Source organism: Sphingomonas sp. AP28, from assembly GCF_056680455.1.
In genome coordinates this window covers 156422-171047 of sequence record NZ_JBWXQI010000004.1, presented here as the reverse complement: position 1 = coordinate 171047, position 14626 = coordinate 156422, and the positions used below count along the sequence as shown (strand labels likewise).

15 protein-coding genes are annotated in these 14626 nt (G+C 62.7%); 9 read left to right on the top strand and 6 right to left on the bottom strand.

Annotation, left to right across the window (positions count from 1 at the left end):
• Nucleotides 1–101: 101 nt before the first annotated feature.
• The 4 genes from AC1MH0_RS23105 to AC1MH0_RS23090 all read left to right on the top strand — a co-directional run bounded on the left by AC1MH0_RS23105 (nucleotide 102) and on the right by AC1MH0_RS23090 (nucleotide 3625).
• Complete coding sequence (locus AC1MH0_RS23105; protein WP_480966396.1) at nucleotides 102–743, top strand: PEPxxWA-CTERM sorting domain-containing protein; 642 nt, start codon at nucleotides 102–104, stop codon at nucleotides 741–743.
• 756 nt (nucleotides 744–1499) lie between these two features.
• A complete protein-coding gene (locus AC1MH0_RS23100) occupies nucleotides 1500–2393 on the top strand; it encodes a PEPxxWA-CTERM sorting domain-containing protein (RefSeq protein WP_480966395.1) in 894 nt (297 codons plus the stop codon).
• Nucleotides 2394–2397: 4 nt separating this feature from the next.
• Complete coding sequence (locus AC1MH0_RS23095) at nucleotides 2398–3027, top strand: L,D-transpeptidase family protein (RefSeq protein WP_480966394.1); 630 nt, start codon at nucleotides 2398–2400, stop codon at nucleotides 3025–3027.
• 85 nt (nucleotides 3028–3112) lie between these two features.
• The gene (locus AC1MH0_RS23090) at nucleotides 3113–3625 is read left to right on the top strand and encodes a CAP domain-containing protein (protein WP_480966393.1); all 513 of its coding nucleotides are present in this window, start codon (nucleotides 3113–3115) and stop codon (nucleotides 3623–3625) included.
• A gap of 61 nt (nucleotides 3626–3686) precedes the next feature.
• Here the strand turns inward: AC1MH0_RS23090 and AC1MH0_RS23085 are convergent, their stop codons facing one another.
• From AC1MH0_RS23085 to AC1MH0_RS23075, 3 genes are all read right to left on the bottom strand, one after another.
• Nucleotides 3687–5072 carry a sugar transferase gene (locus tag AC1MH0_RS23085; RefSeq protein ID WP_480966392.1) on the bottom strand — a complete coding sequence of 462 codons (1386 nt, stop codon included), beginning with the start codon at nucleotides 5070–5072 and terminating at the stop codon, nucleotides 3687–3689.
• Nucleotides 5073–5254: 182 nt separating this feature from the next.
• Nucleotides 5255–6208, bottom strand: a complete 954-nt coding sequence (locus AC1MH0_RS23080) for a UDP-glucuronic acid decarboxylase family protein (protein ID WP_480966391.1) — start codon at nucleotides 6206–6208, stop codon at nucleotides 5255–5257.
• Nucleotides 6209–6273: 65 nt separating this feature from the next.
• Nucleotides 6274–7539, bottom strand: a complete 1266-nt coding sequence (locus tag AC1MH0_RS23075) for a DUF1996 domain-containing protein (RefSeq protein WP_480966390.1) — start codon at nucleotides 7537–7539, stop codon at nucleotides 6274–6276.
• 188 nt (nucleotides 7540–7727) lie between these two features.
• On the opposite strand from AC1MH0_RS23075, the gene xrtV reads away from it, so the two are divergent.
• Entirely contained in the window at nucleotides 7728–8609 is an 882-nt protein-coding gene (gene xrtV / locus AC1MH0_RS23070) for an exosortase V (protein WP_480966389.1), read from the top strand.
• Complete coding sequence (epsI, locus tag AC1MH0_RS23065) at nucleotides 8606–9295, top strand: exosortase-associated protein EpsI, V-type (protein ID WP_480966388.1); 690 nt, start codon at nucleotides 8606–8608, stop codon at nucleotides 9293–9295. Before xrtV ends, epsI begins: the two co-directional genes overlap by 4 nt.
• 13 nt (nucleotides 9296–9308) lie before the next feature.
• On the opposite strand, the gene AC1MH0_RS23060 is transcribed toward epsI, so the two are convergent.
• A complete protein-coding gene (locus AC1MH0_RS23060) occupies nucleotides 9309–9557 on the bottom strand; it encodes an XrtV sorting system accessory protein (RefSeq protein ID WP_480966387.1) in 249 nt (82 codons plus the stop codon).
• Nucleotides 9558–9582: 25 nt separating this feature from the next.
• On the opposite strand from AC1MH0_RS23060, the gene AC1MH0_RS23055 reads away from it, so the two are divergent.
• Genes AC1MH0_RS23055 through AC1MH0_RS23045 form a run of 3 tightly spaced genes read left to right on the top strand, consistent with a single transcriptional unit; the run spans nucleotide 9583 to nucleotide 12828 of the window.
• Entirely contained in the window at nucleotides 9583–10485 is a 903-nt protein-coding gene (locus tag AC1MH0_RS23055; protein ID WP_480966386.1) for an EpsD family peptidyl-prolyl cis-trans isomerase, read from the top strand.
• 19 nt (nucleotides 10486–10504) lie between these two features.
• Complete coding sequence (locus AC1MH0_RS23050) at nucleotides 10505–11608, top strand: glycosyltransferase family 4 protein (protein WP_480966385.1); 1104 nt, start codon at nucleotides 10505–10507, stop codon at nucleotides 11606–11608.
• On the top strand, nucleotides 11605–12828 hold the full coding sequence (locus tag AC1MH0_RS23045) for a glycosyltransferase family 2 protein (protein WP_480966384.1): 1224 nt from the start codon (nucleotides 11605–11607) through the stop codon (nucleotides 12826–12828). Before AC1MH0_RS23050 ends, AC1MH0_RS23045 begins: the two co-directional genes overlap by 4 nt.
• Here AC1MH0_RS23045 and AC1MH0_RS23040 read toward each other — a convergent pair.
• Nucleotides 12825–14078 carry a glycosyltransferase family 4 protein gene (locus AC1MH0_RS23040; RefSeq protein ID WP_480966383.1) on the bottom strand — a complete coding sequence of 418 codons (1254 nt, stop codon included), beginning with the start codon at nucleotides 14076–14078 and terminating at the stop codon, nucleotides 12825–12827. The two genes, AC1MH0_RS23045 and AC1MH0_RS23040, sit on opposite strands and share 4 nt — an antisense overlap.
• On the bottom strand, nucleotides 14075–14590 hold the full coding sequence (locus AC1MH0_RS23035; protein WP_480966382.1) for a serine acetyltransferase: 516 nt from the start codon (nucleotides 14588–14590) through the stop codon (nucleotides 14075–14077). Before AC1MH0_RS23035 ends, AC1MH0_RS23040 begins: the two co-directional genes overlap by 4 nt.
• Nucleotides 14591–14626: the final 36 nt, after the last annotated feature.

The following is a 14626-nucleotide window of genomic DNA, read 5'->3' as shown; positions in this document are numbered from 1 at the left end:
CCGACAAGTAATAACAGCTTTACTTGCGAACGTAAAAACGCTTAACCCCTTGTTAATCAAAACCGCGGTCGGTGCCGCGTTACGCAAAAGGGGTTATGTTTATGAAGAAGTTCCTGATGGCCGGTGCGGCCATGCTGACCGTGATGGCGGTCGCTCCTGCCAGCGCACAGGTTTCCGGTTCGCTCGGCGTCGCCGGCGCGAATCCGCTTACGCTGAATAGCACTGGCCTGTTCAACGGTGTCACGCCGGTCGCGACCCTGCTGGGTGGCACTGTCTATAACAACGATCAGCAGTTTGCCGATCGTCCGGCCGGCACCGTGTTCGGCGGCACCTTCCTCGCCGCTGGCCCGACCTCGGGCAACGTTGCGACGTTGACTTTCCTCGCGCCGACCGCGTTTCTCAACTTCCTGTGGGGCTCGCCCGACACCCACAATCTGCTGACAGTCAACAGCACTGCTGGCACGCAGACTTTCACCGCGGCCGGTCTCGGCTTCCCGAGCGTCACGGGTTCGCAGCTGTTCTCGCAGTATGTCGAGTTCCGCGCCAATGCCGGTACGCTTATCAACTCGGTGTCGTTCAGTAACGCGCCGACGATCGATGCCTTCGAGGCTGCCAACTTCTCGGTCACCGCACCGGTGCCAGAGCCCGCCACCTGGGCGCTGATGTTCGCTGGCTTCGGCATGGTTGGCTTCGCGATGCGTCGCCGTAACGCCAAGGTTACGACGAACGTCAAGTTTGCCTGATCCTTCAGTGAAATGAAAAAGCCGCCGTTCTGAGGGGACGGCGGCTTTTTTGTGTCTACAAACGTGCCACCGGTCCGGGCTTGCGCGGCAAGCATGGCAAGCAGTGCACGCGTTCGGGGTGCTGACTTAACGTGCGGGCGCCATCATCATCCGCATTGCCGCACGAGAGAGCGGGCCGTGCTTGAGCATCATGCGATCGCCTGATTTGCCCTTTGAACAGTTGGTCAGTCGGCCAATCAAGCGCCGCATCTACAGGCCGCGCGTCGGAATATGCCATCTTTGCAGAAAATCAGCGTGAACGGTCGAACTTGATATAATCCGTATGCCGTTCCACTGGGTCCGAGAAGAACCAGACTTCGCCGTCGCTAGACGTGATCATATAGACCGCGCTCTGGGTCAGCTGCGGAATCGATAAGATTAGCTCTCCGGCATCGCGAATAGCCCTGCCTTATGTACGCGCCCGCCGTCAGATGCGGGCGATGTTCGGTGTTGTCGAGAGTCCACATCCAGCAGTCGCCAAATGCGATTCGTCGCCGTGGCCTGTGCCGACCCGCCACAATGGGCAATTGTCTCGCCGATCAGCATGCGATGCTAAAAGGGCCGACTTGGGGCGGGCTGACATGGCCAAGGCAAAATTGCAGCCGGAGCTGACGTACCATTAGTGGAAATGCGGCGAGCTGCGATTTCGTCCAAGATAAAGAAAGAATTACCGTTGTCCAACCGTCCCGCCGTGCGGATTACCTGGAACGCCCAAACATGTCGGATTGCCTCGACGGCACTGGATTGCGTGGGTTGCGTCGTAAAATCCGCCATGCCAAGGCAGCTTATGATTGGTGCAAACCCGGCCTGCACCGGTCACAAGTCAGGCTGGATTACAGCGTTACTCATGCCTGCCAACTATATATCAATCGCCTGCCACAATATCGTTCATCTGGCGCAACTATTCCAACTACGAAGAGTTTAACAACGATGTTGAGGCACCCGCGTTCTTTACGAAAGAATATTCGCAAAGCGACGCGTGGCGTACGCAGAAGGCCAGTTCTGTCGATGCTGATGCTGGCAGGTACCGCCTGCGTCGGGATTGGCGCTACCTCAATGGTCCCGGGCAGCCTTTTCTCTGCATCACCGGCCGACGCCGCCATACCCGCGGTTCCGCCTGCCGATATCGACAATTTGCTCGATGCGCGCTCGCCTGGCAGCCGTCGCTATGGTTGGCTGCTCAACACCAAGGTCGGCTATGCACCCGAATCACCAACCGAGCGAGTGCTGACGTCGGTTCGGCGTCGGCCGACCCCGGTCGGCCCGGGTCAGTCGCCGTTGGTTGGGGTTCCTGGTGTGCCAGACGCTGGCGGCCTGGTCCCGGGCAGCGTACCGGGTGACGTGATCGGGTTCGGGAATCCCGCTTCGATTACAGGTCCCGGAGGGACTGGTGGACTGTCTGGTATTGACGGTGTCCTACCCGGTTCGGGTGGTGGTGGCGTTGGTGGTGGCAACAGCATTAACCCGGTCACACCCCAGGTTCCTACGACCGCTGTCCCCGAGCCGGCAAGTTGGGTGATGTTGGTTCTAGGCTTTGCGATGTTGGGCGGCGCACTGCGTCGCCGGCAGCCCCTGTCCATGTTTGCGGGATCGCCAACGGGCGCGCGTTAGGCTGATGGTGACGCCACGGCTGTGGCTCGCGCTCGCCGGGTTAGCGGTGCTGGCTGCGTGTGACGACGGTACCGATCCGGCCGATCCGATTGCGAACCTGGCGGGCGGCACGGCCGACCTGTCGACTTCAGCCCACGACAATCGGATTCGATTCGATCCTCGTCACCGCCCGGTCTTCGTCGCTCCTGATGGCAGCCGGCGGCTAATCGCGAGCATGCTCGCACCACCACGGCGTATGACATTCGGTGCGTCGGTGTGGGACGATCCTTCGCCTGGGACGGGGCCGATCTGGATCAGAGTCGATCTATCGCGGCAACTGTTGTCGGTGTTCCGCGGTGCGAATGAGATCGGCACCGCGGTCATCATTTACGGCACCGACGGCAAGGAGACGCCATCGGGCACCTTCGCGCTGCTCGGCAAGGAGCGCATGCACCATTCGTCGCTTTACGATGCCGACATGCCCTTCACGCTGTGGCTGACGGACGACGGTGTCGCGATTCATGCAAGTGCGGTCGAACGCGGTCGCGCGACGCATGGCTGTATCGGGGTTCCCGCCGATTTCGCGGGCAGGTTGTTCGCCGTCGCCCGGCGCGGCGATGCCGTCATTGTACTTCCCGTCACCAATTCGTCCTAAAGAACGCCCTTACCACGCTTTCTAACCGCGCGGTCAGGACTAGTCGGCATGATCTCCCTTCGGAAAGGCGAAGGATGAGACCCCGATGCGCTCTAACGGACGACACTGGTTCGGCGTGCTGCTGGCATGCGCAGTCACCCCGCTGCTGATGGGCGCCTACGACGGATTTGAATCACGCATCGTATCGCGACACAATGTCGAGCGAAGCCGCTTGGGCATCCCGCCGCTGACCTGGGACCCTGCGCTGGCCCGGTCGGCGCGGGTCTGGGCGGATCGGCTTGCGACTACCGGTACCTTTCAGCACGCCCCCGAAAACGTTGCGGCGCCCGAGGGTGAAAATCTGTGGGCGGGTACCGCCGGGCGCTACACCCCGGAAGCAATGGTCGATGCCTGGGCTCGCGAACAACGCTTCTTCCGCGCAGGCCGCTTTCCCGCCAACAGCACGACCGGGCGGGTCGGCGATGTCGGCCATTACACGCAGCTGATGTGGCGCGCGACGCATTCGGTTGGCTGCGCTTTGAGCCGCGGCGGGCGCGATGACGTGCTTGTCTGCCGGTACAGCGAGGCGGGGAATTACGAAGGCGAAGTGCCGTTCTGAGCGCTAATAGAAGTACCGGTGTCAGTCACCGCGCGCTTTGCCGGGACCTTGTTTGAAGCGATTAGTAGGCGTTGCGGTGCAACAGCACGAACAACGTCCGCGCTAGGATCGTGATGTCGGTCATAAGCGACCAGTGCGACAGATATTCCATGTCGCATTCAAGCCGCTTGACGAGGTCGTCTGCATGGTTGGTCGCACCGCGGTACCCGCGCACCTGCGCCAGCCCGGTAAGGCCCGGCTTGATCGTGTGCCGCAGCCAGTAGCGCCGGTCGATCTGCCAGAACAGATCGTCGCCAGCACGCGAGCCGAGCGCATGCGGACGAGGCCCGACCAGGCTCATGCTGCCCCCGATGACATTAAACAGCTGCGGCAGTTCGTCGATGCTGGTCGCGCGGATGATGCGACCGACGCGAGTGATGCGGCGATCGCCGCGCGCGGTCGAACGGACGCCGTGCTGGTCGCCCTGATCGACGTACATGCTGCGGAACTTGAGCACCTCGAACAGGCGATTGGCGCGGCCCATCCGCTGCTGGCGAAATAGCACAGGGCCGGAGCTTTCGAGCTTGATCGCAACTGCGGTGACCAGCATCGCCGCCGACAGCATAATCAGTGCAATGAGCGCGATCGACAGGTCGAACCCGCGTTTCACCAAGCTGTTGCGCATGTCCATCCGTCCCAACGACACCCGCACCCCGACAAGGCCGGGATCAAGCGAACTGCCAAGCGGCTCGATGTTGCGCAGTTCGGGGACGAGCAGTTCACCGTCGCAATCGACGCTTTTGAGATATAGCGACCAGCGTTCGCGATCCTCTACCGCGCACGACACCGTCACCCGATCGGCGCCAGCGACGATCTGCGAGAAGCGGTGCAGCATCAGGGGATCGGTGATCTCAGGCCGGATGCCGAGTGCCGCCACGTTAATCCGTTCAAGATCGGGCGGCACCGGATCGGCAAAGTCGCCATCGACGATCAGCACGCGGCGGTAGAAACGCGATCCTAACCGCCCGATGAGCAACGGCAGCGGTAACCGGATCAGGACAAGCCCAACAATGCTCAGCAACGTCCCTGCGAAGAAGGCAACGCGCGACACGTCGCCGCTGTTCTTGAGCGCAAACAGCAGCATGATCGTGATCGCGGTCGCACCCAGCATGGCGGTGACCGCCTTCCAGAGACTCAGATGGCGGGCGATCAGCGTGTTGTAAGAATAAGCGCGCACATAGAAGCTGACCGCCAGGAAGACGGGTACGATCAGCCAGTAGCTGATCGACTGCATATCCAAGATGCGCTCGTGTCGAACGATATCCGAGATCGCGAACGCGACGATGACAGCGGTGACGTCAAGCAGCGCGAGCACGAAATACAGGAGCGCACGGACGGATTGGGTATCAGCGCGGCCGCCCTGCCCCCCCCAACGGTCATCCGCCTTTACCGCAGTCTGGGCCGTCATAAACCGGAGTTCCCCGTACGCCGCATCGGCAGGCAATATTGATACAATGCCATCTACACTTTGCCTACAATGACGATCGTATCCGTTGTGCCGAATTGAAACTATACTAGATTGAATAGGATCGATGCGGTAAAACTTTGTGGGCGGCCAAAGCCGAAATCGAGGTAACGTCGCCTGCCCGATTACACGATTTGTCTGAAATAAGCGACGGTTCGTTCGAGCCCCTCGTCCAGCGCGATCTTAGGCGCCCAGTCGAGTATGCTCTGCGCCAGGCTGATATCAGGTCGGCGCTGGCGCGGATCGTCCTGCGGCAACGGCAGGTATTCGATCTCCGACTTGGAGCCTGTAATTGCGATTACCTTTTCGGCCAACTCGCGCATCGAGAACTCGCCGGGGTTGCCAAGGTTGATCGGTCCGGTGATCTCGTCCGCGCTGTCCATTAGGCGCAGAAAGCCTTCGACCAGATCGTCGACGTAGCAGAAGCTGCGCGTTTGCGAACCGTCGCCGTAGATCGGGATCGGTTTGCCCTTCAGCGCAGCGACGATGAAGTTCGAGACCACCCGGCCATCCGACGGATGCATCCGCGGGCCGTACGTATTGAAAATCCGCGCGACCTTGATGCCGAGTGCGTGCTGGCGACGATAGTCGAAGAACAGCGTTTCGGCGCAGCGCTTGCCCTCGTCGTAGCAGGAACGCGGCCCGATCGGGTTGACGTGTCCCCAGTAATCCTCGCGCTGCGGATGGACCGCGGGATCGCCGTAGACCTCGCTTGTCGACGCCTGGAAAATCCGCGCGCCGGTTCGTTTGGCAAGGCCAAGCATATTGATCGCGCCGTGTACGCTGGTCTTGGTAGTCTGGACCGGATCGTGCTGGTAATGGATAGGTGAGGCAGGACAGGCGAGATTGTAGATCTCATCGACCTCGACGTAGAGCGGAATCGTCACGTCGTGACGCATAAACTCGAACCTGTCGTGGCCGAGCAGATGAGCGATGTTTTGCTTGGTGCCGGTGAACAGATTGTCGAGGCACAGCACCTCGTCGCCCCGCTCGATCAAGCGGTCGATCAGATGCGAGCCCAGGAATCCGGCCCCGCCGGTCACCATCACTCGCTTACGAACGCCGTACTGACGTGCCATCGATCCACCTCTTATTGATTACCACCTCCCCGTGGCCGCGGGAAACAGGCAAAGCAAGCATTGGGTTACGATTTGAGCGGCGCATCGACGAGCTGCGTCGTCGTCCCCCAATTGTAGCCGGTCAGCATCTTGAGCTGCTGGCCGTTACCAAGGTCACCACCCGAGCAGTTAAGCAGCAGATTGATACAATGCTCGGTCCACAGCTTCATCACCGAATCTTCCCAGGCACCAAACCAGTCGGCATGTAGGGTGGAACCCGGCGTCTGCCACGGCATCCCCGCCATTCGATCCGACGACAGATACCAAGTGTTGGCGGTCGGCGACTTGTCGCCGCTGCGATCGATGCTGTCATCGACCATGTAGAAGGCCGAGAGCGAGAAAGTCGGCACCACATAGGGATGGGTTGATGGGCATTTCTCGTAGCCCCAGTCGCCGTAGCTCGGGAAGGCCATGTGAGAGCGGTGATCCGCGCTGTCGAGATCGCGCCCGTTCCAGCACGACGGTGCGGTCAGGCGCGCGCCCAGCATGGCACCGACCGGGCAGCCCTTCGCCACCTCGGGGATCGTCCTAAAGGGACCCGCCACGGCGTTCTTGCCATCGCAGATATAATCGGTCCAAGAACTCGCTGCGGGATTGGACATATTATAGCCGAAGATGTAACGCAGCCCGCGTGGCAGAGCGATACAGGCGATGCCCTCGCGCTTACATTCTGGATCGGTATCCGGGCGCCGCTTGTAATAGATGCTGACGTAATTGGGCATCACCACCTTGCCCGCCGGCGTCATCATTGCCGGGATCCAGTAGGCGGACCGGTTAAGCAGGTTGTTGCAGGTGCTCTCGCCACTTGTGCGCAGGCTGTGATAGGTCGATGCGGCATTGGTGCCGGTGTTGCCGAAGAACGTGTGCAGATGCGACTTGCCCGACTGCCCGGGGTAGACGATCGGATCGTCATAGGCGTTGTGCGAGGGCGTACAGATGAAGCGGAACGCGCCGACCACGTCCGGCACGCCCGACGCCGGGATGTCGCCCGATCCCCATGCCTTCATCAAATAGCTGCTGACATCAACGTTCGACGCGACCGGATCGAGGCCGGCGAGCGTAGGCGCGATCGTATCGTTTGCGGCCGGCGTCGGCGTCGGGCTGGGCGTTGGACTTGGGGTAGGCAACGGCACCGGTGCCGTTGTACCGCTGGGTACCACGGCAATGGCACCCGCCGTGCTACTCGCCTCGCCCCCGCCGCAACCGACCAGCGCTAGCGCTGCGACCAGGCTGAGCGACGTCTTCAACCGCCGGCCGGCGACCATCGTCACCCCGTGGAACGCAGGCATCATACCGACACCCCCAGGCATTCGAAGGAGGCATCGCAATGGCTAGCTGCCATATCGAGCGGTACTGAAATGGGACGGCCGCCGGTACCCGCAACTGGGTTGGCCGGGGGCAACGCACATGCTAGGCATCGGATGGGGTTCGCGATCATATCGCGGTCGAGATGTAAAACCGGGGTGTGGAAAAAACGTTAATGGCGACCTTGGCAATGGTGAACCGTAAGGACGCGACAAGCGCTTTTGCCCCGCTCCTGCTGCTGCTGGCGGGCCTAGCGATCGTGGTCGTGCCGACAATGGCGTTCGTCGCCAAGGTTAGTTGGAGTACGGAGTCGGGCGCGCATGGTCCGATCGTGTTGTGCACCGGCCTGTGGCTGCTGTGGCGGCTGTGGCCCGAAGCGCGCCCGCTGATGGCCCCGCCACCCCCAATAATGGCCGCGCTCGCGCTGGCGGTGACGCTGCCGCTCTATCTGGTCTCGCGCATTGCTCAGATTGTGGAGATTCAGGGCTATCTCATGTACGGCGTCGTCCTGGCGACAATCTACGCCGTCATCGGCCTGCAATCGATGCGGCGGTTGTGGTTTCCACTACTTTATCTCGCTTTCATGTTCCCGCTGCCCGATACGCTGGTAGCAGCATTAACCGGATCACTGAAAACTACGATCTCGCACGGTGCAGTTGCGTTGCTTTACCAGTTTGGCTATCCTATCGGCAGTGCTGGGGTGTCGATTCAGGTCGGCCAGTTTCAGTTGCTCGTCGCCGCGGCGTGCTCCGGGCTCAACTCGATCGTCGCGCTGACGTCAATTTCGCTATTCTACGTTTACATCCGCCACCAGGCTGACTGGCGCTACGCAGCGCTATTGACGCTGCTCATCCTCCCCGTGGCGGTCTTCACCAATTTCGTGCGTGTGCTGATCCTGATCCTGCTGACCTACCATGTCGGCGATGCCGCTGCACAGGGGTTCCTGCACAATTTCGCTGGCCTGACGATGTTTTCGATCGCGCTGCTCACGATCTTCGGCCTCGACAGTGCGATCGAACCGATCTGGCGACGCTTCAACACCCGGAGGACGGTATGACATCCGCCTACTCACCACTGATCAACCGACGTAGCATGGTGATCGGCACAGCGTTGCTCGGCATCGGTGGAGCCGCGGTCGCGCGCCAGCCTAAGTCGATCGCCAAGCCGATACGCAAGGAGACGCTCGACCGGTTAATTCCGATGCGGATCGGCGGATGGACGTACCAAGACACTTCGGGACTTGTGCTGCCACCGCCTGACGCCTTGTCCGACGCGCTCTACAGCGGTCTCGTCACACGTAGCTACGCATCGCCCAATCGCCTGCCGATTATGCTGCTCGTCGCCTATAGCAACGTGCAGGACGGCATGCTGCAGGTCCACCGCCCCGAAGTCTGCTATCCGGCAGGGGGCTATCGCATCTCACCGACGCAGATGACCGAGGTGCCGAACGGCGTCGGCGGTTCGATTAACGCCAACAGCTTCTCGGCGGACGGCATCAGCCGTACCGAACAGATCCTGTACTGGACCCGAATCGGCAACCATTTCCCGACGAGTTGGCTTGACCAGCGGATAGCGGTGGTCCGCGCCAATCTCGACGGCATGATCCCCGACGGTGCGCTGGTGAGGATCTCGACGCTGGCACCCGACATGGCCGCCGCGCATGCCGATCTCGCCGCATTCGCTGCCCAACTGGTCGAGGCATCGCCTCCGATGGCACGGCGCTTGATGATCGGACAGGGGTGACGATCGGGTCTGGCTAGCGTCTGCGCCAGAGCTCGAGCGGCTTCAGCACCACATGGGTATAGGCCACCACGCCGACGATAAGCAGGAGCGCGATAATCGTTTGTCCATGATTTCCGGCGTAATTGGCAGCCGCACACCCGACGGCAGGAACAATATACTGCCAGAGGTGGTCGGTCGGCTCGGCTTTCGAAGACCGCTCCAAAAACAGGACGATCAGTGCGCCGAACAATCCCAAGGTAATCCAGTCATAAGCGGTTTCCACGTCGACAGAACCTTTTTTTGAGGTGATGTGGCCGCTCTATCGTGAAATGTCCGTCACCTCCAGAGGAACGTCGATGCGCCCTAAATCCCATGCCCCCCTTTTGATTTCCTGCCTCGCGCTATCGATGGCGCTGAGCGGCTGTTCGAAGAAGGCGACCGGCCAGGTCGCCGCCGTTGTCAACGGTGACGAGATCACGCTGCAGGAAGTCAACGCCGAACTTGGCAACGCCAAGATCCCCGAAGGCGCCGAGAAGGAAAAGGCTCGCGGCATCATCACCCAGCAACTGATCGACAAGCGGCTCGTCGAACAGGAGGCCAAAGCGGCCGGTCTGGATCGCGATCCCGATTTCCTGATACGCCAGCGCCAGCTTAATCAAGCGCTGCTGCTCGAATTCTACGCCAAGCGCGCGCAGGACACGCTACGTGTTCCTGACCAGGCGGCGATCACCAAGTTCATCGCCGATCATCCGACCAGCTTCGCCGGGCGGACGATCTACACGCTCGATCAGCTACGCTTTCCGCCAACCACGGATGGGGCTATCATCAACAATCTGAAGGAGATGCACTCGCTTGACGCGGTGGAGCAATTCTTGACCAGCAAGGGGATCAAATTCGCGCGCGGGACCAGTAAGGTGGACTCCGCGCAAATTCCTGCGCCTATGCTGCAACAGGTCCTCGCGCTCCCGCAGGGTGAACCATTCGTCGTACCAACCCCGCAGGGCGTCGTCGCGAGCGTGATCGTTGGTCGCGAGGCAGCCCCGCTCCCAGTTGCGCAGACACAACCACTAGCGGTGCAGATGATGCGCGCGCAGGCGCTCGAAGCGGTGATACAGCAGCGCCTCAAGGACGCCCGCGCCAAGGCCAAGATCACTTACCAGCCCGGGTTCGAGCCCGCCGCAGCGGCGACCCCGACGAAGTTAACCAAGTGATCAGGTCCTGACCGGCCGCATGCGCCTGCTTTTTGCCCTGCCCGGTTTCCATCGCCTCGACCGCGGGGCGGAGGTTGCGCTGCTCGCGGTCGCCGAGCACTGCGCACGGGCAGGCGATGCGGTGACGGTGATGGGGGCCGGCGGGCCCCGGCCCGATACCCCCTACACCTTCCGCCACGTTCCTGCGATCGACCGCACCCGGTTCGAACGGATGCCGTCGCTGCCCCTGCTTCGCGGCGACACGGCTTATGAGGAGGCAAGCTTCGCGCCGGGGCTGGCGCGACACTTTCGCCCCGAAGCCTTCGACGCGACGCTTACCTGCTCGTTCCCGTTCACCAACATGGTGCTGCGGCGACCACGCTGGGGCGGCAAACGACCCGCGCACGTCTTTGTTACACAGAACGGCGACTGGCCAGCGGTGACCCGGACGTCGGAATATCGCTGGTTCGGCTGCGACGGCCTTGTGTGCACCAACCCCGATTATTACGAACGCAATAAAGCGCGCTGGCCTTCGGCACTAATCCCAAACGGAATCGATCTGGCGCGCTTCTCGCCCGGCCCCGGGGAGCGGGTGCGATTCGGCCTACCGGCGGATCGGCCGGTGGTGTTGATGGTCAGCGCCCTCATACCCAGCAAGCGCGTCGATGAAGGGATCCGGGCGGTTGCCGCGGTGCCCGATGCGCACCTCGTCATTGCCGGCGACGGCGGGCTACGTAGCGAGATCGACGCGCTTGCCGCGACGCTGCTGCCCGGCCGATTCAGTCGCTTCACCGTCACGCCCGCCGACATCCCGGCGCTATACCGGTCCGCAGATGTATTCCTTCACCTATCCATGCTCGAATCATTCGGCAACGTCTTCGTCGAGGCGATCGCTTGCGGTCTGCCCGTCGTCGGCCACGATACGCCGCGGCTGCGCTGGATCGTCGGCGATGACGAACCCCTGGTCGACACGAAATCTGTTACAGCCGTAGCGGGCGCAATCACAGCGACGCTGGCGGCGCAAACCGGCCCTGACGGTACGACCACTGGGAGGTCGGCCGCGCGCCGCGAGCGCGCCGAACGCTTCGGCTGGGATCGCGTAGGCGGCGCTTATCGCGACTTCATCGGCGCAATAGCGCGATGAACGCAATCAACGTCGTCGCAGCGGTCCTGGCGCTGCCTCCGACCGTGCTGCTCGCGGTGTACACCGCCGAGGTCGTTGCTGGCCTGTGCGCACCCGCTGCGTCGGACGCATCGGGCGCGGTGCCGGATACCGTCGTGCTGATCCCCGCGCATGACGAGGCCGCGGGGATTGCTGGAACGATCGCGGCGCTGCGATTGGCAAGCGGTCCTGCAATCCGGCTACTCGTTGTAGCTGACAATTGCACCGACGACACCGCGGCGCGCGCGCGCGCCGCGGGAGCCGAGGTGGTCGAACGCACCGATCCGGCGCAGCGCGGCAAAGGCTATGCGCTCGCATTCGGGCGCGAGGCGATCGTGGGAACGGCGCGGAGCGGCTCGCCGCCCGCCTGCGTGGTCGTGCTTGACGCAGACTGCGCGGTCGGCGGCCGCGGCGTCGGCGCGCTCGCCTGCGCTGCGGTCGCGAGCGGTCAGGCAGTACAGGCACGTAACCTGCAACGTCCTGATCTTGCCGCGGCGCCTACCGCGCAGATCTCCAACTTCGCCTTCCTCGTCAAGAATCTGGTCCGTCAGCGGGGAATGGTACGGCTGGGCGGCGTCGCGGCCCTGACCGGAACCGGTATGGCGATCCCCTGGGAGCAGTTCGCCCTTGCCCCGCTCGCCAGCGCCGACCTTGCCGAGGATCTTGCGCTCGGCGTCTGGCTGACGCGCAGCGGCAAGCCGCCGCGTGCAGAGGAAACGGTGCATGTGTGGAGCGATGCCGCGACGGGTGGCGCACTGATGGTCCAGCGCAAACGCTGGGAACGTGGTTTTCTGTCGGTTGCGCGCGCGCAGGCGCTGCCGCTGATCGGCCATGGGATCGCAAGCGTGTCGCGCAGCCGGCTGTGGCTCGGACTGCATCTGATCGTACCGCCGCTGGCGTTGCTGTTCGCGACCGCAGGCGCGGCGGTGCTGGCGACGGCACTGCTGATCCTGCTCGGCGCATCGATGATCCCTGCGCTGCTGGTAACGGGCGCGACGCTGGCGGCAGGACTTGCGACGATCGCCGCTTGGTTGGCGGAAGGACGCGGACAGATCAGCGGCAAGGCGCTGTTGCGCACACCGCTCTACATCGCCACGAAGCTGCCGCTTTACCGCAGCCTGCTGCGCGGTGGGAGCGATACCGGCTGGGTGCGGACGCAGCGCCCGGGCGACGCCGACGCGTCTCGGGACGATACGCTCTAATCGCCTGCAGGTAAGGCCATTGCCTTACGGAACAGGCGCCCCAGCTTCGCCGCCTCGGTAATCGCAGTATGGCGCTCGACCACCCGCGCGCGTGCGCGCGCCGCCATCGCGTCGAACTGCGGCGCCTCGAGCGTGAGCAGCTTTTCCATTGCGTCGGCGAGGTCGGTTTCGCTTGAGGCGAACACCAGAAAGCCCTCGCTACCGTCGCGCACCAGTTCGGGTATGCCCGCGATATAGGTCGAGATAACGGGTCGTCCCAGCGACATCGCTTCCATGATGACCACCGGCAGGCCCTCGGCAAGGCTGGGCAGGACGAGGCCCCTCGAACTGGTCAGAATTGCCCGGATCGCGTCCGAACTGCGCCAGCCGCTGATCGTGACGCGATTCCCGAGGCGGCCATCGCGGCCGATTTCGCGCTCGACCTCGGCGCGCATTTCGCCGTCGCCGACGAGTACGACGCGGAAATCAACCCCGCGCGCCGCCAGGATGCCGCACGCCCGAACGAGGACCAGTTGCCCCTTTTGTTCGCAGAGTCGGCCGACACAGACGAGCGTCGGCGCGTCGGTAAAACCGGCCGCCCCGGCACCGAGGTAATCGTCGCCCAGCCCGCAATGGACGACGTGAATCTTCTGCCAATCATCGGCCTCGGCATAGCGGTAGAGCTGGCTGCGCCCGAACGACGACACCCCGACGACGAACGACGCCGCGCGGATCTTCTCGCGCAGCTTGAGCTGGTACGGCTTGTCAAATTCCTCCGGCCCGTGGACGGTGAAGCTGAACAGCGGACCGCCAAGCTCATTAACGAGCATCGCCACCTCGGCTGCATTGGTGCCGAAATGCGCATGGACGTGCCGCGAGCCGTGCCGCTCGGTCCATTGCCGCACCAAGCAGGCTTCGGCGAGGTACGTTAGGTGATAGGGCAGCGACCGGTCGCTGCCGATGCTCAGGCGCACGGTCCGCCACAACGCCTTAAGCGTCCTAATCGGGCTCGACAGCAGTGTCTTGAGCGCCGCCTTAACCGATTCGCGTAACCCGGTGCGCAGGACATAGGCGGTCGCCGCCTGTTCGGCGACGTCCGCAGGGTCAAGCAGCTCAGCGTCCCATCCGCGGATCGCAATGCGCAGTACGTCGAACCCGTTCTGTTCGAGTGCGGCGATTTCATTGCGGATGAAAGTATGGCTGATCTTGGGATACTGGTTGATGAGATAGGCGATGCGATGACGATCGGGGCCGGGCGAATGGTCGCTCATGACGCAGTGGGCCACACAATGCGTGCCGGATTACCTACCGCCGAGGCACCGTCGGGCACATCATGGAGGACGACCGCCATCGCGCCGATCCGGCAATTGTCGCCGATCGACACACCGCCAAGCACCTGTGCATAGGCCCCTAGCTCGACATTGTCGCCAAGGATAGGACACGGTCCCGCCGGTTCGCGATTGCCCAGCGTCACCCCCTGCCGCAGCGTACACCCCATCCCGACCCGCGTGTCGGGATGGACGAAGATGCCGCCGAAATGCCAGATGCGGATGCCGGGGCCGAACACCGCATCCTTGGGTAAGCTGATCCCGGTCAGTGTCTCGACGAACCGGAACGACAGCCAATAGAATTTGAGCAGTATCGCCCTGACCGGTCCCGGCGCGCGCCGGTCGATCGACCGGCCGAAACGATACACTCGGATCGCCCATAAGGACTGTTCGCGCATCATGGCGCGGCGCCCACCGACCCGCGCCACATCCGCTTTCCAATCCGAATCGCTCATCGCCCGCCCCAAGCTCCCGAAACTCCCGTATGGAAC

What these genes read in the sequence shown, in the direction of transcription:
- AC1MH0_RS23105 (WP_480966396.1), top strand. Translation starts at nt 102, where the DNA reads ATGAAGAAGTTCCTGATGGCCGGTGCGGCCATGCTGACCGTGATGGCG.
- AC1MH0_RS23100 (WP_480966395.1), top strand. Translation starts at nt 1,500, where the DNA reads ATGTCGGATTGCCTCGACGGCACTGGATTGCGTGGGTTGCGTCGTAAA.
- AC1MH0_RS23095 (WP_480966394.1), top strand. Translation starts at nt 2,398, where the DNA reads ATGGTGACGCCACGGCTGTGGCTCGCGCTCGCCGGGTTAGCGGTGCTG.
- AC1MH0_RS23090 (WP_480966393.1), top strand. Translation starts at nt 3,113, where the DNA reads ATGCGCTCTAACGGACGACACTGGTTCGGCGTGCTGCTGGCATGCGCA.
- AC1MH0_RS23085 (WP_480966392.1), bottom strand. Translation starts at nt 5,072, where the DNA reads ATGACGGCCCAGACTGCGGTAAAGGCGGATGACCGTTGGGGGGGGCAG.
- AC1MH0_RS23080 (WP_480966391.1), bottom strand. Translation starts at nt 6,208, where the DNA reads ATGGCACGTCAGTACGGCGTTCGTAAGCGAGTGATGGTGACCGGCGGG.
- AC1MH0_RS23075 (WP_480966390.1), bottom strand. Translation starts at nt 7,539, where the DNA reads ATGATGCCTGCGTTCCACGGGGTGACGATGGTCGCCGGCCGGCGGTTG.
- xrtV (WP_480966389.1), top strand. Translation starts at nt 7,728, where the DNA reads ATGGCGACCTTGGCAATGGTGAACCGTAAGGACGCGACAAGCGCTTTT.
- epsI (WP_480966388.1), top strand. Translation starts at nt 8,606, where the DNA reads ATGACATCCGCCTACTCACCACTGATCAACCGACGTAGCATGGTGATC.
- AC1MH0_RS23055 (WP_480966386.1), top strand. Translation starts at nt 9,583, where the DNA reads ATGTGGCCGCTCTATCGTGAAATGTCCGTCACCTCCAGAGGAACGTCG.
- AC1MH0_RS23050 (WP_480966385.1), top strand. Translation starts at nt 10,505, where the DNA reads ATGCGCCTGCTTTTTGCCCTGCCCGGTTTCCATCGCCTCGACCGCGGG.
- AC1MH0_RS23045 (WP_480966384.1), top strand. Translation starts at nt 11,605, where the DNA reads ATGAACGCAATCAACGTCGTCGCAGCGGTCCTGGCGCTGCCTCCGACC.
- AC1MH0_RS23040 (WP_480966383.1), bottom strand. Translation starts at nt 14,078, where the DNA reads ATGAGCGACCATTCGCCCGGCCCCGATCGTCATCGCATCGCCTATCTC.
- AC1MH0_RS23035 (WP_480966382.1), bottom strand. Translation starts at nt 14,590, where the DNA reads ATGAGCGATTCGGATTGGAAAGCGGATGTGGCGCGGGTCGGTGGGCGC.